This window comes from Streptomyces iakyrus (genome assembly GCF_000717055.1).
Taxonomy (GTDB): Bacteria; Actinomycetota; Actinomycetes; order Streptomycetales; family Streptomycetaceae; genus Streptomyces; species Streptomyces iakyrus.
Genome location: NZ_JNXI01000012.1, coordinates 194,187 through 215,944, shown reverse-complemented (window position 1 = coordinate 215,944; position 21,758 = coordinate 194,187). Strand labels below are relative to the sequence as shown.

At 71.8% G+C, this 21,758-nt stretch carries 12 protein-coding genes; 5 read left to right on the top strand and 7 right to left on the bottom strand.

All coding sequences use genetic code 11. The features are described 5' to 3' along the window. Window positions 1-36: 36 nt before the first annotated feature. Window positions 37-846, bottom strand: coding sequence for a M15 family metallopeptidase (locus OO68_RS19855; RefSeq protein ID WP_033309742.1), 810 nt, complete (start codon window positions 844-846; stop codon window positions 37-39). 266 nt (window positions 847-1,112) lie between these two features. On the opposite strand from OO68_RS19855, the gene OO68_RS19850 reads away from it, so the two are divergent. From OO68_RS19850 to glpK, 3 genes are all read left to right on the top strand, one after another. After that, window positions 1,113-2,774 (top strand): GGDEF domain-containing protein, encoded by a 1,662-nt coding sequence (locus tag OO68_RS19850; RefSeq protein WP_033309758.1) that lies wholly within the window; start codon window positions 1,113-1,115, stop codon window positions 2,772-2,774. An 809-nt stretch (window positions 2,775-3,583) separates the two neighbouring features. Continuing rightward, window positions 3,584-4,381 (top strand): MIP/aquaporin family protein, encoded by a 798-nt coding sequence (locus tag OO68_RS19845; protein ID WP_033309741.1) that lies wholly within the window; start codon window positions 3,584-3,586, stop codon window positions 4,379-4,381. An 18-nt stretch (window positions 4,382-4,399) separates the two neighbouring features. Continuing rightward, the gene (gene glpK / locus OO68_RS19840) at window positions 4,400-5,917 is read left to right on the top strand and encodes a glycerol kinase GlpK (protein ID WP_033309740.1); all 1,518 of its coding nucleotides are present in this window, start codon (window positions 4,400-4,402) and stop codon (window positions 5,915-5,917) included. 84 nt (window positions 5,918-6,001) lie between these two features. Here the strand turns inward: glpK and OO68_RS19835 are convergent, their stop codons facing one another. Genes OO68_RS19835 through OO68_RS19815 form a run of 5 tightly spaced genes read right to left on the bottom strand, consistent with a single transcriptional unit; the run spans window position 6,002 to window position 14,200 of the window. Continuing rightward, window positions 6,002-6,607: a GTP-binding protein gene (locus tag OO68_RS19835; protein ID WP_033309739.1), complete on the bottom strand. Its 606-nt coding sequence runs from the start codon at window positions 6,605-6,607 to the stop codon at window positions 6,002-6,004. Further along, a complete protein-coding gene (locus tag OO68_RS19830) occupies window positions 6,588-10,262 on the bottom strand; it encodes a hydantoinase B/oxoprolinase family protein (RefSeq protein ID WP_033309738.1) in 3,675 nt (1,224 codons plus the stop codon). The genes OO68_RS19835 and OO68_RS19830 overlap by 20 nt, the downstream gene beginning before the upstream one ends. A gap of 24 nt (window positions 10,263-10,286) precedes the next feature. Further along, entirely contained in the window at window positions 10,287-10,682 is a 396-nt protein-coding gene (locus OO68_RS19825) for a DUF742 domain-containing protein (RefSeq protein WP_033309737.1), read from the bottom strand. Window positions 10,683-10,691: 9 nt separating this feature from the next. Next, the gene (locus tag OO68_RS19820; protein ID WP_033309736.1) at window positions 10,692-11,126 is read right to left on the bottom strand and encodes a roadblock/LC7 domain-containing protein; all 435 of its coding nucleotides are present in this window, start codon (window positions 11,124-11,126) and stop codon (window positions 10,692-10,694) included. Continuing rightward, window positions 11,123-14,200, bottom strand: a complete 3,078-nt coding sequence (locus tag OO68_RS19815; protein ID WP_033309735.1) for a sensor histidine kinase — start codon at window positions 14,198-14,200, stop codon at window positions 11,123-11,125. The genes OO68_RS19820 and OO68_RS19815 overlap by 4 nt, the downstream gene beginning before the upstream one ends. A 419-nt stretch (window positions 14,201-14,619) precedes the next feature. On the opposite strand from OO68_RS19815, the gene OO68_RS19810 reads away from it, so the two are divergent. Both OO68_RS19810 and OO68_RS19805 read left to right on the top strand, forming a co-directional pair. After that, complete coding sequence (locus tag OO68_RS19810) at window positions 14,620-15,183, top strand: hypothetical protein (RefSeq protein ID WP_033309757.1); 564 nt, start codon at window positions 14,620-14,622, stop codon at window positions 15,181-15,183. Window positions 15,184-15,497: 314 nt separating this feature from the next. Beyond that, the gene (locus OO68_RS19805; RefSeq protein ID WP_033309734.1) at window positions 15,498-17,060 is read left to right on the top strand and encodes an APC family permease; all 1,563 of its coding nucleotides are present in this window, start codon (window positions 15,498-15,500) and stop codon (window positions 17,058-17,060) included. 49 nt (window positions 17,061-17,109) lie between these two features. Here OO68_RS19805 and OO68_RS19800 read toward each other — a convergent pair whose 3' ends face one another. Next, on the bottom strand, window positions 17,110-21,756 hold the full coding sequence (locus OO68_RS19800; RefSeq protein ID WP_033309733.1) for a hypothetical protein: 4,647 nt from the start codon (window positions 21,754-21,756) through the stop codon (window positions 17,110-17,112). Window positions 21,757-21,758 lie beyond the last annotated feature (2 nt).

Below are 21,758 nucleotides of genomic sequence, written 5' to 3'. Positions count from 1 at the left end.
TAGCGGATCACGGAGAGAGCGCATCGAGCAGGCTGCTCAGTGAGCGCTGGTCAGCGACTTCCTGGACACGGGGAAGTCGAAGTAGGTGTCCGGATAGGCCTCCGGCTTGAAGGTGTAGTGCCACCACTCCTCTGCCAGGTTCACGAAGCCGAGCCCTTCCAGGGTGCTCTTGAGGAGCAGCCGGTTGTGGCGCTGTCGGCCCTGAATGCGGGGGTCGAGGGTGTGCGAGAGGGTGTCGAAGCAGTCGAATCCGGTCCCCATGTCGACCGAGTTGTCGGGGAACCGCTCGCCCTGGGGTGCGAAGCACGGCACCAGGGGCTCCCCGGGACGGTAGGGCCTGGTCGGTTTCGCCGGGAGCCTGACGAGCGTGACGTCCAGGGTGGAACCGCGGCTGTGGCCGGATTTCGCCGCGATGTACCCGTCGGCGAACAGCCGTGTCTTGTCGACATTCGGGTAGAACTCGCCCTTCATGGACTCGTCGCCGAGATCCTCGGCCCAGCGGACGAAGTGGTCCACCGCCCGTTGTGGCCGGTAGCAGTCGTACACCTTGAGCGTGTAGCCCTGGCGCAGAAGCTTGCGCTGGGCCTTGCGGAGGGCTTCGGCGGCGGGCCGGGTGAGGATGCAGACGGGCTGCCGGTAGCCGTCGATGCGCTCGCCGACGAAGTTGTGCGGGGTGACGTAGCGCATCTCCTGGATGATCGTCGGGTCCACGCTTCTGAGGGCCACAAAGTCGCCCGGCGCCTTGGGATCGGTGCCGCCCCGGGCGGTCGCGGCGGGGGCGGTCGACGCCAGCAAGGCGGCGAACGCGGTGAGCAGGGCACGTGCCACGGTGGTGAGTCGTGTCATGCCCGTGCGTCTATCAGGAGTGGGGGCGCCGTGGAAGGGGACCGCCGGCGGCACGACAACTGCCCGATGGCCGCGGGGGCGTGGGCTGCCGGCATTCGGTCCACCAGGGTGTCCATTCCCGATGGGGCGTCATATTGGTGTGCTGGGAGGGTGCTGTGGCTCGTACACCCACACCTGTGGCTACGCTGCGTGCTCGGTCCGGAATGCTGCGTGAACGTCTCATGAACTGCGCCTGGGCGTGTGCCGGTGGCGTCAATCATGCTGCCGTGCACTCCTGGACGGACACTCTCCGCTTCGCCTTCCAACCGGTGGTCAATCTGACGACCGGAGCGGTCGCGGGGCTGGAGATACTCGCCCGGCCGGAGACCGGCGACGTCCTTGCCGAGGCCCGCCGGGACCCCGGGCTCGACTGCCGGCTGGCGGTGTCGGCGGTTCGCGCGGCGGTGCGCAAGGAAACTCTGCTTCCGCTGTTCGTCAACGTGTTCGCCGGGACACTCGCGGACCTCGGCGGGCTCCCGTCACTGCACGACGCCGTGCGGGAGGCGGGGCGGCTGCCCTGGGAAGTCACGATCGACCTCTGCCCGCCGTACACGCATGTGCCGCAGCAGGCCCTGCTGGAGGCGGTGGCCACGCTGCGCGGGCAGGGTTTCCGGATCTGCGCGGACGGGATCGGGGACGGGGACGTGCCCTTGCGGCTGCTCTCGGACCTCTCCCCCGGCCTGGTGAAGCTGGACGCGTCGCTGCTGGCGCGACCGGCGGTGGTGCGGTCGATGCGGACGCTGTGCGACGAGCTGGGGGCGCTCCTGGCCGTTGAGGGCGTGGAGACCGAGGGGCAATGTGCGGCGGCACTGGCGGACGGGGCGCAACTGGCGCAGGGCGAACTGTTCGCACCGCCGGCGCGCCTGCCCGCCGCGGACGTCTACGTCCCGCCACGCTCCCCCGCCGAGACGGCCGCACCACGGACCGGACCGTCGGTGCGGGAGTTCGTCCGGCCCGCCGCCCTGCTGCCGGCCACCGCGTCGGCAGGGCAGGTGCGCGCCCTGCTGACGGGGTCGCCGGACGTGTCCGGGGTGTTGCTCGTGGACACCACCGGCGTGCCGGTCCGGTCGGTGCACCGCTCCCGCTTCCTGCTGTCGATGTCGGGGCGCTACGGACACGCCCTGTACGCCGACCGGCCCGCGGCCAAGCTCGGTGATCCACCGCGGACGGTGGGCGTCGACGCCACGGCCTGGGAGGTCCTGGACGTGGTGGCGGTCGGAGGGCGGGACCGCACGTCGGACGACGTGGCCGTGGTGGACGAGTACGGGCGGTGCGTGGGGGCCGTCCGGCTCGCGGACCTCGTGCGGGCACTGGCGGAGACGCGGGTGGAGGAGGCGGCGGGGCTCAATCCGCTGACGCGTCTGCCCGGCTCGGACGTGATCACCGGCGAGGTGGACCGGCGGATCGCTGCGGGGCGGGCGTTCGCGTTGAGCTGGCTGGACGTCGACCACTTCAAGCAGGTCAACGACGGTGCCGGGTTCGCGGCGGGAGACGAGCTGATCCGGGCGGTGGGCCGCACGCTGCAACAGGCCGCGACGGAGGGGGCGCGCGTCGGGCACATCGGCGGGGACGATTTCCTGGTGCTCGCCGATCCGGAAGGTCTCGATCCGCTGGCCGCATCGGTGCTGGACGCCGACTGGTCGGCCGGGGGCCGGCCGGTCACGCTGTCCCTCGCGACGGTGCTGTGCCCGCCGGGCAGCGTGACCGACCACCGGCAGGCGGCGGCCTGCCTGGCTCCGCTGAAGAAGGCGGCGAAAGCGCTGCACGGGGCGAGTTGGGTGCTGGGCCGGGCGGGCGTGCCGGGCCACGAGGCTCGCAGGGGCTCGCGGCCGACGCCGGCGTCGGCGGGGTGCGGGATGGCGGCCGAGAGGGGCGTGCAGGGCTTCTGAGGCACGCGGGAGACGCTGATGCGGCTGCGGACCCGACCGGGCTCCCCTGGGCTCGCTCCGGCACGGTTCCTGACCGTAGAGATGTGCCGGGCGGGGTCCTGAGTGGCGGGTGCCGACAGGGCCCGACAGGCGGTCCCAATGCGCGGCGTATGCGGCCCTTCGGCAGCTGCGCCAGGGGGCCCGGCGCACGGGTTGCGGCGCTGTCGAGGCCGTGCATGGGGCGGAAGGCAACCGGCCCGCCGGGGGCCCACAGCGGCGGTCATCGTGCCGCGGAACTCCTGCGGTTGAGAAACCGCCAGGTCAGGTGAATCCTGGACACTAGCAAGCGAGGAGTCAGGTGCGGCCGGGCGTTCGCCCCCCAGGCGGAGCCCGGCGGAGGCCGGACACCATCAGCCAAGCCTCGCGCGGCTCACCTAGGCCCGCGCGGGTCCGGAACAGATCTGAACATCGACCCGACCGGGCGCCGCCATGGCCGAGCAACCGGCCCGTCGGCCCGGCGCGAGCCCGGTGGCCGTCCGACGGCCGTCAACCGTTGCGGTCGGCGACCTTGACGCCCCTCAGGTGCCGGTGAACACTTCCGGTGTCAGTCGACATCGCCGTACATACGCGGCGTATTCCGGCACTGCGGCGCGTGGCTGCGCCTGCGCCAAGGCCCCTTCCCCCACGGGCGATTCGGCTGCGACGGCACGCTCGTCACAGATGCCGGGCGGGGCGCGGAACCCCTGCCTCCGGCTGAAGTAGCCACGGGAAACGCACCCTGCAGGTGAGAACCGGGGCCGATCGTCCCGGGCCAGGGCTGAGGAGCCGCCATGACTAACGGAGACATATTCGTCGGCGAGATGATCGGCACGGCGATCCTGATCCTGTTCGGTGCCGGCGTGTGTGCCGCCGTCACCCTCAGATTCTCGAAAGCGCGAGCCGCCGGGTGGGTGGTGATCGCGTTCGGCTGGGGCTTCGGCGTGCTGGCAGGCGCGTACACCGCCGCTCCCCTCTCCGGAGGACACATCAACCCTGCGGTCACGCTGGGTCTGGCCGTCGACACAGGCGTGTGGGACAAGGTCTGGATCTACCTGCTCGGACAGATCGTGGGCGCCATGCTGGGCGCGGTCCTCGCCTACTTGATCTACTTCGCCCAGTTCCAGGCAAACGTGCGGAAGACGGGCACCACCGAAGGAACGGTGGACGAACCGGTTCCCACCCTGGGCATCTTCTCCACCATCCCTGAGATCCGGAACCCGGCCGCCAACCTGATGACGGAGATCCTCGCCACCATCGCCCTGGTGCTGCCCATCCTGGCCTTGGTGGGTGACGACAGGGTCGTCCAGGGAGTCGGCATCGGCCCCATTCCCGGCGAAGCGGCGGGGATCTACGGATCCGGTATCTCGATCCTGCTGGTGTCCCTGCTGGTCGTCGGCATCGGCCTCTCGCTGGGTGGGCCCACCGGATACGCGATCAACCCGGCTCGTGACCTCGGTCCGCGCATCGTGCACCAGTTCCTGCCGATCCCGAACAAGGGGACTTCCGACTGGGGGTACTCCTGGGTACCGGTAGTGGGTCCTGCGGTCGGCGGCATTCTCGGGGCGCTCATCTACAACGCAGCCTTCTGACCAGCCGAAGGGGTAGCCATGACGGACAACTCCGGGAAGTACGTCGCAGCCATCGACCAGGGCACCACGTCGAGCCGCTGCATCGTCTTCAACCAGGACGGCGCGATCGTCGCCGTGGACCAGCGTGAGCACCGCCAGATCTTCCCGAAGCCCGGCTGGGTGGAGCACGACGCCACCGAGATCTGGTCCAAGACGCAGGCGGTAGTGGCAGGGGCGATCGCCAAGGCCGGCCTGAGGGCCGACCAGCTGAGCGCGATGGGGATCACCAACCAGCGCGAGACGACCCTTCTGTGGGACCGCGCGACGGGCAAGCCGGTGCACAACGCCATCGTCTGGCAAGACACGCGGACGGCGGCGCTCTGCAACCAGCTGGGTGGCACGGACGGACAGGACCGCTTCCGCGAGCAGACGGGCCTACCCCTGGCCACCTACTTCTCGGGGCCCAAGGCGGCCTGGCTGCTCGACAACGTGCCCGACCTCCGGGCGCGTGCCGAACGCGGCGAGATCGCCTTCGGCACGATGGACTCCTGGCTGATCTGGAACCTCACCGGCGGCACGGACGGCGGGCAGCACGTCACCGACGTGACCAACGCCGGACGCACCATGCTGATGAACCTGGAGACCCTCCAGTGGGACCCCTCGATCCTCTCGGCCATGAACATCCCCGAGGCCATGCTGCCCGAGATCCGCTCCTCCTCGGAGGTGTACGGCACCGCCGTCGGCCAGCTCGCCGGTGTGCCCGTGGCCTCCGCGCTGGGCGACCAGCAGGCGGCCGTGTTCGGGCAGGCCTGCTATGACGTGGGCACCGCCAAGAACACGTACGGCACGGGAAGTTTCCTGCTGCTCAACACGGGCGACCGCCCGGTGCCGTCGAAGAGCGGTCTGCTGACGACGATGGGGTACAAGATCGGCACCGAGGCGCCGGTCTACTGCCTGGAGGGCGCGATCGCCATCACGGGCGCGCTGGTGCAGTGGTTCCGGGACCAGCTCGGCATCATCCGGACGGCCGACGAGATCGAGCCTCTCGCAGCCAGCGTGGAGGACAACGGCGGCGCGTACATCGTTCCGGCGTTCTCGGGCCTGTTCGCCCCGTACTGGCGCTCCGACGCGCGTGGCGTGGTCACCGGCCTGACCCGGTACGTCACGAAGGCGCACCTCGCCCGTGCGGTGCTGGAGGCGACGAGCTGGCAGACCCGTGAGGTCGTCGACGCCATGTACCAGGACTCCGGGGTACACATCACCACCCTGAAGGTCGACGGCGGCATGACGAAGAACAACCTGCTCATGCAGCACCAGGCAGACGTGCTCGACGTCCCGGTGGTACGGCCGAAGATCTCCGAGACGACCTGTCTGGGCGCCGCGTACGCGGCCGGTCTGGCCACCGGGGTGTGGAACGACCTGGACGAACTCAAGGCGCACTGGCAGAAGGACGTCGAGTGGACTCCGGACATGGAGGCGTCGGTGCGGGACCGCGAGTACCACAACTGGCGCAAGGCCGTGGAGAAGAGCTTCGGCTGGGAGGAGGACGAGAGCTGACCACGCGCGCGTGGAGCGTCCTTTCCGACGGCGGCCCGTACCCCGGTCGGCGGGGGTACGGGCCGCGTACCCCGGCCGGGCGCGTCAGCCGGTGACGGTCTCGCGGTGGTCTGCGGCGTAGGCCATGGCGTGCTGGACGACGCCGATGAGTGCCTCCTTGACCGACTCGCGGTCCCGGGCGTCGCACATCAGAAGCGGGACGCCCTCGTCCAGGTCGAGGGCCTGGCGGACGTCCTCGACCGGGTAACGGGGAGCGCCCTCGAAACAGTTGACGCCGACGAGGAAGGGGATGGAGCGCCGCTCGAAGTAGTCGACGGCGGCGAAGCAGTCCTCCAGGCGGCGGGTGTCGGCGAGGACGACGGCTCCGAGGGCGCCCTCGGACAGTTCGTCCCACATGAACCAGAACCGCTCCTGGCCGGGCGTGCCGAAGAGGTACAGCACAAGGTCCTCGCGGAGGGTTATTCGGCCGAAGTCCATGGCCACGGTGGTGGTGTTCTTGCCCTCCACACCACTGGTGTCGTCGACCGGGCGCCCGGCCTCGGTGAGCAGCTCCTCGGTGCGCAGCGGCCTGATCTCGCTGACCGCGCCGACGAGCGTGGTCTTGCCCACGCCGAAGCCGCCGGCCACCAGGATCTTGAGCGTGACGGGCTCGACCGGAGGCTTGCCGCGCTCAGAACGCCCGAAGATCATCGATCTCTTCTCCTGCTTGATGGGGGTCGGGCGACGGCGGGCCGTAACCTCCGCCGCCGGGGGTTTCGACGACGAGTACGTCGCCGGTGACGAGGTCCGCGGAGTCGCTGCCGCCGAGTGCGGTCACCGTGCCGTCGGCGTGCTCCACCCGGTTGGCGCCGAGAGCGCCCGGCTCGCCGCCCGCCATGCCGTACGGCGGGACCCGGCGGTGCTGGGACAGGGTGGAGACGGTCATGGGTTCGAGGAAGCGGATGCGGCGTACCGCGCCGTCCCCGCCGTGCCACCGTCCCGCGCCGCCGCTCCCGCGCCGGACGGCGAACTCCTCCAGGCGCACGGGCAGTCGCCACTCCAGGACCTCGGGGTCGGTGAGGCGGGAGTTGGTCATGTGGGTCTGGACGACGGGTGCGCCGGGGAAGCCGTCGCCGGCGCCGGAGCCTGAGGCAACGGTTTCGTAGTACTGGTGCTGTTCGTTGCCGAAGGTGACGTTGTTCATGGTCCCGGAGCCCTCGGCCTGGACGCCGAGCGCCGCGTACAGGGCGCCGGTGACGGCCTGGGAGGTCTCGACGTTCCCGGCGACCACGGCAGCGGGCGGCTCGGGGGCGAGCAGGCAGCCGGGCGGGACGACGATGCGCAGGGGGCGCAGACAGCCGTCGTTGAGAGGGATGTCGTCGGCGACGAGGGTGCGGAAGACGTACAGCACGGCTGCGTTGACGACCGAGAAGGGGGCGTTGAAGTTGGTGGGCAGTTGCGCGGACGTGCCGGTGAAGTCGATCGTCGCGGAACGGTTCCGGCGGTCCACGCGCACGGCCACGCGGATGACGGCGCCCGAGTCGGTCTCGTAGGCGTAGTCGCCGTCGTCGAGGGCGCCGATGACGCGGCGTACGGCCTCTTCCGCGTTGTCCTGGACGTGCCTCATGTAGGCCTGGACGACGTCGAGGCCGTAGTCCTCGATCATGCGGCCGACCTCGTCGACTCCCTTGTGGTTGGCGGCGATCTGGGCGCGCAGGTCGGCGAGGTTGGTCTTCGGGTTGCGGGAGGGATAGGGCGCCTCGGTCAGGAGGCGGAGCGTCTCGTCCTCACGGAAGCGGCCGTTCTCGGCGAGAAGCCAGTTGTCGAAGAGGACGCCCTCCTCCTCGATGGTGCGGCTGCCCGCGGGCATGGAGCCGGGGGCGATACCGCCGATCTCGGCGTGATGGCCGCGCGAGGCGACGTAGAAGAGGATCTCGGGGTCGGGCACCGCCCTTCCGGCCGTGTCACTCTCCGTGTCGACCAGCGGTGGGGTGTCGAAGACCGGCGTGATCACGGTGACGTCGGGCAGATGGGTGCCGCCGTGGTACGGGTCGTTGACGGCATAGGTGTCGCCGGGGCGCATGCGGGAGCCGCGCCTCCGGATGACCTCCTTGACGCTCGTACCCATCGAGCCCAGGTGGACGGGGATGTGCGGGGCGTTGGCCACCAGGTTTCCGTCCGGGTCGAAGAGGGCGCAGGAGAAGTCCAGGCGCTCTTTGATGTTGACGGACTGGGCGGTGGATTCGAGGCGGGCGCCCATCTGCTCGGCGATCGACATGAACAGGTTGTTGAAGACCTCCAGCAGAACCGGATCGACTTTCGTGTCGAGATCGGAACTCTGCGTAATCGCGGCGCGTTCCATGACCAGATGCCCGTCGTCGGTCGCCGAGGCCCGCCAGCCGTCGTCGACGACGGTCGTCGAGCCGGCTTCGGTGATGATCGCCGGGCCGGTGACGGTGTCGCCGGGGGGAAGGTCCTCGCGGCGGTGGAGGGGTACGTCGCGCCAGGCGCCGCCGGTGTGGAGGCGGACGGTGCGCGGCGCCGCGTGGCTGCCGTCCGTGGTGGCTTCGTAGGGGGCGAGAGCGGAGAGATCGGGGGGTTCTGTGATGCCGGTGGCTTCGACAGAGAGGGCTTCGACGACGATCGGGCGGTCGAGCGTGAAGGAGTACGTGGCGCGATGACGGTCTTCGAAGGCTCGCCGCATCGCGTCGGGCTCGGTCAGCTCGACGGTGAGGGTGGTATCGGTGCCGTCGTAGCGGAGTTCCGCGCGGCGGGTGATCGCGATGTGCTCCTCGGGGACATCCTCCGCGAGGAGTTCGGCGCAGGCCGCCGCTTCCAGGTCTTCGGCGGTCTTGAGGACGCCGGGCATGGAGGCGGGTGCCAGGGGCGCCTCGACGGACTGCTCACGCATGGCGGTGGTGTCGGCGAGACCGATGCCGAGTGCGGACAGGACTCCGGCCATGGGGGGCACGAGGACGGTGCGGATCCCGAGGGAGTCGGCGACCATGCAGGCGTGCTGCCCGCCTGCCCCGCCGAAGGTGGTGAGGGCGTAGCGGGTGACGTCGTGGCCCTTCTGGACGGAGATCCGCTTCACGGCGGAGGCGATGTTGGCCACGGCGATCTGCAGGTAGCCCTCGGCGACCTGTTCGGGCGTGCGGTCGTCGCCGGTCTGCTCGCCGATCTCGCGGGCGAGGGCGGTGAAGCGGTCCCGGACGAGTGTCTCGTCGAGGGGCTGGTCGCCGTCCGGCCCGAACACCTTCGGGAAGTGAGCGGGCTGGATCCGGCCGAGCATGACGTTGGCGTCGGTGACGGCGAGCGGCCCGCCGCCGCGGTAGCAGGCGGGCCCCGGGTCCGCGCCCGCCGAGTCCGGCCCTACGCGGTAGCGGGAACCGTCGAAGTGCAGGACCGACCCGCCGCCGGCGGCGACGGTGTGGATGTCCAGCATGGGGGCGCGCAGCCGGACACCGGCGATCTGGCTCGTGAAGACGCGCTCGTAGGCGCCGGCGAAGTGGGAGACGTCGGTGGAGGTCCCGCCCATGTCGAAGCCGATGACCCGGTCGAAGCCGGCGAGCTGCGACATGCGGGCCATGCCGACGATGCCACCTGCCGGCCCGGACAGGATGGCGTCCTTCCCGCGGAACTGCCCCGCTTCGGTGAGGCCGCCGTTGGACTGCATGAACATCAGCCGCACGCCTTCGAGCTCGTCGGCGACCTGCCGGACGTAGCGGCGCAGGACGGGCGAGAGGTAGGCGTCGACGACGGCGGTGTCCCCACGCGGTACGAGTTTCATCAGGGGGCTGGCCTCGCTGGAGAGCGAGATCTGCGGGAAGCCGATGCGGGCGGCGATCTCCCCGACGGCCTGTTCGTGGGCCGGGTGGAGGTGGCTGTGCATGCAGACCACCGCGACGGCGCGGATCCCGTCGTCGTACGCCTCCTGCAGTGGCCCGGCGAGGGCGTCCGGGTCGGGTGCGCCCAGGACGGTGCCGTCGGCGGCGATGCGCTCGTCGATCTCGACCACCCGCTCGTACAGCAGCTCGGGCAGGTCGATGCGGCGGGCGAAGATGCGGGGGCGGTTCTGGTAGGCGATGCGCAGGGCGTCGCGGAAGCCGCGGGTGATGAGCAGCAGGGTGCGCTCGCCCTTGCGCTCCAGCAGGGCGTTGGTGGCGACGGTGGTCCCCATGCGCACGCTGTCGACGGGGTCGCCGGAGCCGGCCAGCAGGGTGCGCACGCCCTCGACGGCGGCGTCGGCGTAGCGTGCGGGGCTGTCCGAGAGCAGTTTGTGCGTGAGCAGCCGGCCGTCCGGGCGCCGGGCGACGATGTCGGTGAAGGTGCCGCCCCGGTCCACCCAGAACTGCCAGCCAGTCACGTCAGTACCCCGCTTCCGCGCTGTTCACAGCGCCCGGAGGCCGTTGATCACGTCGCGCAGAATACTCTCGTCCGGCAGCTCGGCAGGGGGTACGGGCCGGTTCACATGGACGAATTCCGCGTCCACGAGATCTCCGACGAGGACCCGTACCACCCCGATCGGCAGGTCGAGTTCCGCTGCGAGTTCGGCGACCGACTGCGGGAGGTCGCGGCACAGTTCGACGATGTCCACGTGCTCCGGGGAGAGCATGTGGTCGGCTTCCGGATCGTCCGCGTGCGGCTCCGTGACCACGACCGCGATCAGGTCCAGGCGGTGCTGGCCCTGACTGCTGGTGCGGCCGCGGGTCATGGCGTACGGGCGGACGACCGGTCCGGCATCGTCGTCGAACCAGTGGCTTCTTCCCTGACCGTCAGCGCTCATGTCATCCCACTACCCGCCTGCGGGCAGATCGGTGCGCGGAGCGCTGGCCAGATGCACGCCGACTCGCTTCACCAGGAGCGTCATCTCGTACGCGACCTGACCGACGTCGGAGTCGGCGTCCGAGAGGACGGCGAGGCAGCTGCCGTCACCGGCGGCCGTCACGAACAGGAAGGCGTCGTCGAGTTCGACAACCGTCTGGCGGACGTTGCCGGCCTCGAAATGGCGCCCCACGCCCTTGGCGAGGCTGTGGAACCCGGAGGCGACGGCGGCCAGGTGCTCGCTGTCCTCCCTGGTCAGGTCCTTGGACACGCCCGTCGGCAAACCGTCGCCGGAGAGCACGAGGGCCTTGCGGATGCTCGCGACACGGTCCACCAGGTCGTCGAGGAGCCAGTTCAGCTCCCCCTTGATGGTCGCGGTGTGGCCGGTCGCCTTCGGTGCGGTCATCGACCGTCCCCCTCTGTCGTTCCTTGTGGTGCTGCGCCGCTGTGGGCTGAATCGCCCTCGGCGTTCTCCTCACGGCCACGCTGCCAGCCACGCTGGAGCGATGCCATGCGGCTGCGTACTTCCTCGGCGTCGCGTTCGACGGGCTCGGCCCTGTCGTCCTTGCGCGGCCCCGGGCTCCGCTTCAGCTGCGGGGCCAGGTTGGCCTGGCGGACCCGCCGGGGCAACGGCGCGGAGCCGGAGCCGGGCGGTGGTGCGGAGCCGGTCTCCCGGGCCGCGGGGCCGGAGCCCGTCCCGCGGCGCGAAGGCCCTCCGGCGACCTGCGACGGGGAGCCGGAGCCGTGGTCCGATCCGTCAGGGCCGCTGGAGGCGATCTCCGCGCGACGCGTCCGCAGGGGTAGAGCGGGCGGCTCGGACCGGTTGCCGGCGGTGCTGCCGGGCGAGGCCGGGGACTGCGTGCGGTCCTCGTCGCGGCCGGCCGAGCCGATGCCACGACGGGCGGATTCCGTCCCGCGACGGCGCGCGGGCAGCGGCGGCGCGTCCGGCAGGGCGTCCCCGCGTCGGTTGCCGGTCGAGGAATCCTCGCCGGGGCGCCGGGACGGAAGGGCCGACGCGGGCTCAGGGCCCGGCCTGCCGGTGGCCCGGCCGCCCGTGGGCTCCTCGCCCCGGCGGCGTTGCGGGAGGGCGGAGGTGGGGCCCGACTCCGTTCGGCCGGTGGCCGGGGTGGTCTCCCCGTCGGTCTTCCCCCGCCGGGGGCGCTGCTCGGTGACCGGCCGCCCGTGCGAGCTGACCAGCTTGGGGGTGTGGCGGCGGGGCAGCGGGACGGGAGCACTCAGCTCCTCGTCGCTGTCGCTCCGGTCCGCCGCACCGCGGCCATCGGCGCCCTGCCGGCGCGGGTCGGTGCGGCGGCCCGCCGTCTCGTCCGGGGTGCGGGTGAGGGAGTGGCGGGGGCGGAAGAGGCCGCCGTGTTCACTGTCCTCGTCCTGGATGGCGCCGGGGAAATCGCCGATGGTCTCCAGCTCGACGGGGGCCTCCAGCTCGACCGGGCCGTCCAGCAGGGAGGCGGGCAGGCCGGTGCGCTGCGCGGGTGCCTGGGACAGCGCGGCACGACGGCTGTCCTGCGGCTCGCTCTCCGGGGCCAGCTGGGGCCGGTCGAGCCGGAATCCGATGCCGTTGGTGTCGGGGACGTCGTCGGTCAGCAGGGCGTCGGGGATGAAGACCACCGCGGTCGTGCCGCCGTACGGGGAGGGCTGCAGGGAGACCCGGACGTTCTGGCGCTGGGCGAGTCGGCTGACCACGAACAGGCCGAGCCGGTCGGTGTCGGACAGCTCGAACTCCGGCGTCTCGGCGAGCCGCAGGTTGGCGTCCAGCAGTGCTTCGGCGGCCATGCCGAGGCCTCGGTCGTGGATCTCCAGGGTGAAGCCGTTGGCGACGCGCTCGCCGTGAACCTGCACGGCGGTGTGCGGCGGCGAGAACACCGTGGCGTTCTCCAGGAGTTCGGCCACGAGATGCGTGAGGTCCGCGACGGCCGGGCCGCTGATGGCGATGCGCGGAAGGCGGCGGACCTCGATGCGTTCGTAGTCCTCCACCTCGGCGACGGCGGCGCGCACGACGTCCATGAGCTGGACGGGCTTGCGCCACTGCCGGGAGGGCGCGGCGCCGGAGAGGATGACGAGGCCCTCGGCGTGCCGGCGCATGCGGGTGGTGAGGTGGTCGAGGCGGAACAGGTCGGCGAGTTCCTCGGTGTCCTCGGTCCGGCGTTCCATGGTGTCGAGCAGGGTGAGCTGCTTGTGGAGCAGGACCTGGCTGCGGCGCGCGAGGTTGACGAAGACCTCGGAGACGCCCGCGCGCAGCTCGGCCTGCTTCACGGCGGCCTCGACTGCTGCGCGCTGCAGGGTGTTGAGGGCCTGGCCGACCTCGCCCATCTCGTTCTTGTCGTACTCGAGGCGCGGGACCTCGGTTTCCACGTCGACCTGCTCGCCCGCGGAGAGGCGGCGCATGACGCTGGGCAGGCGCACCCCGGAGGCCTCGTGGGCCTCCAGACGCAGCTGCCGCAGATCGCGGATGAGGGTGCGGCCGACGCGCACGGAAAGGAAGAGGGAGAGCAGGAGCGCGATCAGGCCGAGTGCGCCGGCGATGACCGCCTTGGCGATGACGCCTACGGCGACGGGGTGGACGCGGTCCTGGTAGCGGTCGTTGGCCTGGTCGTTGAGGGTGCCGAGTTCGTCGAGCACATTGCCGGCGGCGCTGTCCCAGCCCTTGGCGGAGACACCGCGGGGGGTTCCGGCCCCGGAGGAGACGGCGGCTTCCTCGGCCACGCGCAGAGGGGCGGAGGAGGCGTTCTTCCAGAAGCTCTGGTAGCGGTCCCGCTCCGCCACGGGCAGCAGCGGCAGGTTGACGTCGTACATCAGGGTGCGCTGGGCCACGAGGTCGGAGATGTCCCGCTCTTCGGAGTGGGAGATCCTGCCGACGATCAGGGCGGAGCCGAGGAGGGCGTCCTCGCGGGAGAGCAGTTCGCGGGCGCGGGCGAGGTTGACCAGCGCGCGGTACTGCTTGTCCAGTTCGACGTTGTCGACCACGTGCAGGTTGGCGAGGAGGACGTAGCAGGGGTCGACGAGCCGGTTGTAGAGGTCGAGGGCCTGGGTGCGGTTGACGGTGCCGTCCTCGACACTGCGGCGCAGCGACTCGATGCCGTCGAAGGCGTCCAGGACGGCGGTCAGCCGCTCGTCGGTGTCCGCACCCATGGCGTCGCGCACATCAGGGTTGCGGGCGTTCTCGCGGATGCTGCTGACGGCCTTGTCGGTGGCGGCCCGGCTGCGCCGGAGCGCTGCGAGCCCGTCGGAGGCGCGGGGGTCGGCGAGGTGGACGAGGGTCTGGCGGCGTTCCTCCTGGAGGACGCGCACGGTGTCCTCGATGGGGTAGCCGATCTTCTCCACGACGGACGACACGTTGAACAGGTCGCCCGCCTCACGTCCCGTGAGCACGGTGGCGAAGGCCCAGATCGCGGTGAGGGACACCAGCGGCACGAGAAGCAGCGCCACGATCTTCCGGCGGATGGACTTCCCGCGAAAGCGCATGGCCTCCCCCAGCTCGGGCCCCCGGCTACCGGGGGTACACATGTGCGTCAACAAACGGCGCGAGCCTACTACCGACCCACAGGGAACTCGAAAGCCGGTCCGGAACCTGAACTTCCGCGCCAGCCACGCGACGTGGCGAGTTGTCCGGGCATTGCGGGAGTTGTCTCCCCGAAACCGGTGGTCGTGGCGCGGACCGATCCCCGGACTCCGCCAGGGTGGTTGGCTGGAATTTTTCGGTTCCTGGGAATCTTCGTGAGGAGTTGTTCGTCCTTCCTTACGGGAAACGGGGGCGGAATCGGCCACAGGAGCCGCGTCCTGCACCTGGGCGGCGTAAAACAGCGCAAGCCGGGCAGCCACTGGGAAGCACGGGTCTTCGGATGCGAGCGAGCGGTCTGCTGGCGGTGGGGAGTGACAGGGTGATGGGCACGGCGGAACGGCGCGGTGCGCCCAGTGCGGGTGGGGCGCAGCTGACGGGGCATCGGGATCCCGAGGCGACCGATCGCGACAGTCCCGGGGGCGTGGCGGACGCCCCGGGGCGGAAGACGGAGGGCCTGGCGCACGAGGTGGGTCGTGGCGCCAAGGCGCAGCAGTACTACCGGCCCCTGTGGATCGAGGAGCCCGCGCGCCGGCGCCGCTTGCCGGATCCGGTGCGGACGGCGGCCGTTCGGGCGGTCCTCCTCATAGCCGTGACGCTGCTCCAGGCGATGGTGGCCTTCCTGTGCACGATGGCCGGGTCCTGGCTGGCGTTCCCGATGGTGATCAGCAGTGTGGTCAGTACGATCGCGGCCACCTGGGGTGCGCTCGACGTGTGGGTGACGCGCCAGGTCTGGAACCAGCGCAACGGGGTGGTGTCCGTTCCGAGCAGCACGGCGCGGGCCCTGCGGCGCGAGCGGCGCCGGATCCGACGGCAGGAACGGGCCGCCGAGCGTGCCCACGGGCGGATACGCCGCCGGGGTGGAGCCGGGCAGTTGTCCCACTCCTAGGCCCCTTGGCGACGGGGGGCGGGGCCCGCTTATCCCCCTGGTAGTCCGATCGCGTTGTCGACTCGCCCGCATGAGGGGCGCGGGAGTGCGGGTGACGGGTGCGGAGTGGGGCAGTCACGAGCCATCCGGGATCGGTCCGGGCTTCGATCCGGAATCAGTCCCTGCTGCGGTCCGGGATCGGTCCCGGACGCAAGCTCGTGGGGCCGGCGGAGCATCGCGAGACGAAGCACCTCTGGCGCAACACTTGCCTCACCCACCAGGGTTGGTGCGACTGATCCACATCGCCCTGAGGCACACCCGTTGAGGAATCCGCCATGAGAACAACCGCAGAGCCGACCGACTCACACGGCCGGGACGATGCCGAACTCACCGCATTCGGCTACCGCCCCGAACTCAAACGCACCCTCGGCAACTTCCATACCTTCGCCGCCGGGATCAGCTACATCTCGATCCTGACCGGCACCTTCCAGCTCTTCTACTTCGGCTACGGCAGCGGAGGTCCCGCCTACTGGTGGTCGTGGCCGATGGTGTTCGCCGGCCAGTTCATGGTCGCCCTGTGCTTCGCGGAGCTCGCCGCCCGCTACCCCGTGGCGGGCTCGGTCTACAACTGGTCGAAGAAGATTGGCAATCCGCATCTGGGCTGGCTCGCCGGCTGGATGATGCTGATCGCCTCGATCGTGTCCATATCGGCGGTCGCGCTGGCGTACCAGTTGACGCTGCCCCAGATCTCGTCGTTCTTCCAGTTCGTGGGGGACGGCACCGGTACGTACGACGTGGCGACCAACGCGGTCATCCTGGCCGCGGTGTTGATCCTGTTCACGACCCTCGTGAACGCCTTCGGCGTCAAATTGATGGCAAGGATCAACACGGCGGGCGTGTTCATCGAGTTGATCGCCACCGTCGTTCTGATCGTCCTCTTCGCGGTCCACATCACACGCGGTCCGCAGGTCGTCATGGAGACGCACGGCACCGGCGCGGGGTACGGAAACGGCTATCTGGGCGCCTTCCTGGTGGCCTCGCTGGCCTCGGCGTACGTCATGTACGGCTTCGACACCGCCGCCTCGCTCGGCGAGGAGTCCCTGGACCCGACCAGGAACGCGCCGCGTGCGATCATCCGGGCGATCGTGGCGTCGTTCGTGCTCGGCGGCCTGATCCTGCTGCTCGCGCTGATGAGCGTGTCCAGCCTCAAGGGAGAGAAGCTGTCCACGGACGGCCTGCAGTACATCGTGCTGGACGTGCTCGGGCCGACGGCCGGCAAGGCGATGCTGTGGTGTGTGCTGATCGCGGTGACGGTGTGCGCCCTCGCCGTGCACACGGCGGCGGTCCGGCTGGCGTTCGCGATGGCCCGTGACAACAACCTGCCCGCGTCCTCGAAAATGGCCAAGTGCCACCCCCGGTTCCAGACGCCGGTCCTGCCGACCGTGATCATCGGAATCCTGGCGCTGGCGATCCTCGTGGTCAACATCCGCCAGCCGCAGATCTTCACCGTCGTCACCAGCATCGGCATCATCATGATCTACCTGGCCTACCTGGGCGTCACGGTCCCGCTGCTGGTCGCCCGCCTGCGCGGGAAGTGGCAGCCCGCGGGCGAGGGCCGGTTCTCGCTGGGCCGCTGGGGTCTGCCGGTCAACGTCGTGGCCGTCCTGTGGGGCGCCGCCATGACGCTCAACCTGATCTGGCCGCGCGCCGCGGTCTACAACGCCGCGGCTCCCTACCACTGGTACCTGCGCTGGGGCGCGGTGCTGTTCGTCGCCGTCATCGCGGGCGGCGGCTTCGCCTACTACTGGTTCGTCCAGCGGCACCGGACCGGCGTGCTCGCCGAGCACCGTTCCGAGGCCACGGCCACCGCTCCCGTCGCCGCGCCGAAGGGCGACTGACCGCCAGCCGATCGCCGTTCACCGACCGCCCGCCGCCGGCCGCCCGGGCCTAGGAAACCGGGCGCTTGTACATCCTGGTCGCCGTGATCTCGCTGTGTACGGCTTCCCCGGCGGGAGCCTCGCGCGGCAGGCCCGGGCGGAGGTGTTCCTCGACGCTGATGTACTTGAGACCCGCCCTCAGGTCGGCGTCGTTGCGCATGCGGATGACCAGGGGGAACTCGGCCAGCGCGGTGGTGTCGAACAGGCCCGTGGTGTACAGGAGCTGGACGCCCAGGGCGTCCGACACCGCCCGCTGGAGTTCCAGCAGGTACGTGGCGTTGGCGCGGCCGATGGGGTTGTCGAGGAACAGCGTGCCGGCGTGCCGGTGCTTGTCGCGGCCCCGGTCGTTCGAGCGCAGCGCGGCCATCGTGCAGTACAGGGCGATGGCGGCGGTGAGGAGCTGCCCGCCGGAGAAGACGTCGCCCATCTGCCCGACGGGGACGCGCTCGGCGCGCAGCACCGCGTCCGGCTTGAGGATCTCGACGGCGACCCCCTTGGGCTGCAGGGCGGCGGCGACGCCCCGCAGCAGCAGGGACATGCCGTCGCGGCGCAGGTCGGAGTTCTTCTTCACGGCCGCGCGGGTGGCTTCGTCGATGACCTCGCCGAGCCGCTCGGTGAGGGTGGCCTGGTCGGGCTCCTCGAAGCGGATGCGGAGGAACTCCTGACCGGACCATTCGCCGAGGCCCTCGGGCAGCCGGGAGAGCCGCTGGGCGGAGCGCAGGGTGGCCAGGGCCGACTCGACGAGGCCGCGCAGGCGGTCCACGATCGAGTCACGGTTGCGCTCCAGCTGCTCCAGTTCGTCGGTCAGGACGCGGAGCCGGGGCGCGAAGGCGTCCGCCCACTTCTGGGCGTGCTCGGGCAGCGTGGAGGCGGGCAGTTCGCGGATCTGCTGGCGGGCCGGGGTGCGGACCTGTTCGTAGCGCGTGGAGTTGGCGTGCCGGACGAGGATGTCGCTCGCCTCGCGGACGGCGGCCTCGGCGGCGGACAGGTCGGCGGCGCAGCCGCGCAGGGAGCGGCGGGCCTCGGCGGCCGCCTGCCGGGCCTCCTCCGTGGTGCCGGGGTAGGGCTCGGGCTCGTCGTGCTCGTCGTCCGTGGTGTGTTCGCGCAGCAGGTCGCGGAGCATGGCGGCGATCTCGTCGAAGCCGCTCGCCGCGTCCTCGGCGGCGCGGTGGGCGTCGAGGAGTTCGGCGTGTGCCTCCCGGGCCCGGTCGAGCGCCTCGGTGTGGGAGGCGAGTTCGGCCGTGGCGGTGCGCAGCAGGGTCTGCGCGTGCTCGGCGTCGCGCGGTTGGAGGTCCTCGGGCAGGTCGGTGTGCGTCTCGCCGTCGTCGGCGGGAGCGAGGCGTTCGGCCTCGCCGCGCAGCCGTCCGAGCTGCTCGCTGGCGGTCGACATCCGCGTCTCCAGGAGCTGCACCAGCTCCTCGGCGCGGGCGGCGGCGGCCTGGCGGCTGGGCCCGTCGGAGCCGTCGGGGGATTCGAGGAGCTGCTCCGCGCGCGTACGGACCTTGTTGCTGAGCCGGTCCAGCTCCGCGCGGGCCGCGCTCTCGTCGCTCTCGGCGCGGGCCTGCTCGGCACGCAGGTCGGCACCCACGCCCACCTTCTCGTACACCTGGGACGCGGCCCGGTATGCCTCGCGCAGGGCGGGCAGGGAGGCCTTGGGGGTCTCGGCGTCGTCCTCGGGCACGTCGTCGGGGGCGCCGGCGATCTCGGAGCGCTCGGCGCGCAGCGCGCGGGCGGTGCGGCGGGTGTCGTCGGCGGCGCGCTGGGCGGCGCGCCGGTCCTCGTCGGCGGCCCGGGCCCGCTCCAGGCAGGCCTGGGCGCTCGCCTCGGACTCGGCCGCCTCGTCGGCCAGTTCGCGCAGCTTGACCTGCCAGCCGGCCCGCTCGCGCAGCCGGAAGGCGAGCCCGGCGAGGGCGTCGGCGGAGCGGCGGGCCTTCTGGGCGGCTTCCTGGCGCTCGTCCCGGACGTGCGCGGCCTCGGCCGCGACCTCGTCGGCCTCGGCCCGCACGGTGCGCGCCTCGGCCAGTTCGGCCTCCGACTCCTCGGCGAACGTCCGGGCGGCGTGGGCCGCCTGGGCCAGTTCGGCGAGCCGTCCGGCGGGGCAGCCGGTGCGCCAGGAAGCGAGCCGCGCGGCCAGCTCGCGGTCCTTTCCGAGCCGGGCGGCGAGCCTGCGGATCTCCTCGTCCCGCTCGGTCGCCCGGGCGCGCAGTGCCTGCCGCTCCTCGTCGGCGGCGTGTTCGTCGTGCATGGCGGGGTTCGGCGGCACGAGGAACACGTCGCCGCTGTCGCCGTCCTGGGCGGGGGTCGGGGCGAGAAGGGCGGCGGCGGTGCCGACCGCCACGGCGGAGCGGGGCAGCAGCGCGGCGTCGCCCAGCGTCTCCCGGGCCCGGGCGTGGGAGTCCGGGTCGGTGATGATCACGCCGTCGACGAGTTCGGGCCGGGCGGCCAGCACGCGTGCGTGGTCGACCGGGTCGACGGCCTGGGCGAGGTAGCGCCAGCCGGGCAGCGCGGGGATGCCGTGCTCGCCGAGGAACTCGACCGTGGCGAGCACGTCCGGGCCGGGCGGCAGCAGCCCGCCGTCGCCGAGCGCGCCAAGAATCCGGGAGTCGTCGGCAGCGGCCGTACGCAGCTCGAACAGTTGCCGCTCGGCGGAGGAGACGGCGTCGTCGAGCAAGTCGCGCAGGTCGTCGGCGAAGCGGTCGAGTTCCTCGGCGGTGAGGTGCTGCTCGCCGGGGGCGGACGGCGTGACCGGCGCGCTGTCCGTGCTGTGGCTGTCCGCGCCGTGGCGGGGCTGCGGGATGCCGGGGCGTCGCTCCGGGGTGAGGCTGAGCAGTTCCGCCAGCCGCTCCTCCCCCGCCAGTGCCTCGGCGGTGCGGCGCTCGGCCTCGTACGACCGCTCCGCCGCTGTCGCCGCGTCGGCCGCGCGGGCTGCGGTCAGTTCGGCGCGGTTTTCGCCCGCAGCGGCTTCGCGGGCGTGCTCCGTGGCGCGGCGGGACGCCTCGCGGGCCGAGTCCCAGGCCGCGACGGCGGACTTCTCGGCGTCGCTGGCGGCCAGGGCCGCCCGGGCCGGGTCGGCGTCGGGCGCGGAGTCGTCGAGCCAGCCGGCCCGCACCGCCTCGGCGGTCTCCTGCTCGACCTCGGCGAGACGCTGCTTGAGGTGGCCGACCTCGCTGCGGGCGCGCTGCGCCTGCGTGGCGGCGGCGGTGGAGTCGCGGTAGGCCGCGTCGCTGACCTCCTGGAGGGCGGCGGAGCGCTCCTCCTCCTCGTTGGCGTGGCTCTCCGCCTTCTCCGCGGCCGCGTGCAGGGCCCGCACGAGGTCGACGGCGGCCTTGGAGCGGGCGGCCAGCGCCGGGGCGGCGTCCCGCTCGGCCTCCTGGATCGCGGCGGCCACGCGGGTGACGCGGTCGGAGGCGGCACGGTGGCGCAGCACGGCCTCGGCGGCCTGCCACGCCGCGTACAGCGTGCGGGCGTCGGCGAGCTCGCGCTTCTGCGCGGCGGCGGACTTCTCGGCCCCGGCGAGCGCCAGCGAGGCGTGCCGGTAGGCGAGTTCGGCGGAGATCAGCGCGCTGCGCTCGCGGGCCGCCTCGGCGTGGGTGACGGCGTATGCGGCGGCGGTGACGCGCTGGGCCAGGTCGGCGGCCCGGACGCGCTCCCGGACACCGCGAGCGGAGAGTCTGCGGGCCAGGGTCCGGGTGCGGCGCTCGGCTCCGGCATGGATGTCACGTGCGCGGGAGCGGGCCTCGGCGGCCTCCACGATGCGTCCGAGCAGGTCGACGGACCCGGCGGTGAAGTCGCGTTCGGCCATCAGTTCGGCGCGTCGGCCCAGCTTGTTGCCGAAGCCGCTGACCAGGTCGGCGAGCCCGTCGGTGTCGCGGGTGTCGGTGACGGCCCGCAGCAGCAGATCGGTGAAGTCGGCGTCCTTCTTGACCGCGAAGAGACCGGCGGCCTCACCTTCGTCGGCGTTCATCTCGCGCTGGTAGCGGAAGAGTTCGGGGTCGAGGCCGAGGTCGCCGAGGTGCTCGATCCAGCGGTCGTGGATCTCCTCCCAGTGCACCTCCAGGTGCGGGTACGTCTTGCCCGCCTCCGTGAGGGCGTCCCGGAAGCCCTTCATGGTGCGGCGCCGCCCGCGCGCGCTGGACTGGCCCTCGGCCGGGGCCCGGACGGCGGTGGCCTCCGCCACGGGGAGGTTGTCCAGGCTCAGTCCGGGCCCTGGGCGGAAGGAGTACCAGGCCTCGGCGAACTTCCGCGGGTCGTTGGAGACCTGCCGCCCGCGCCACTCGCTGACCTTGCCGACGACGACGCACTCGCCGGTCAGCACGTGCTGCCACTCCAGCGCGACGTGCCCGCAGTCGTCGGCGAGCAGGAACTTGCGCAGCACGCCGGAGCTGGCGCCGCCGAGGGTGTTGCGGTGGCCCGGCAGCATCACGGAGAAGATCAGCTTGAGCAGCACCGACTTGCCGCCGCCGTTCTCCAGGAAGAGCACGCCGGCGGGGGCGGGGCGGCGCGGCGGTCCGGCCGGCTCCTCCTCGAAGAACTCCGCCTGCGTGGGGGCGGGGTCGGGCACGATCTCGCCCACTCCCCGCAGGTCGAGCACGGTGTCGGCGTAGCGCGCACCGGCCGGCCCGATGGAGTAGAGGCGGACCCGGGACAGCTCGTACATGG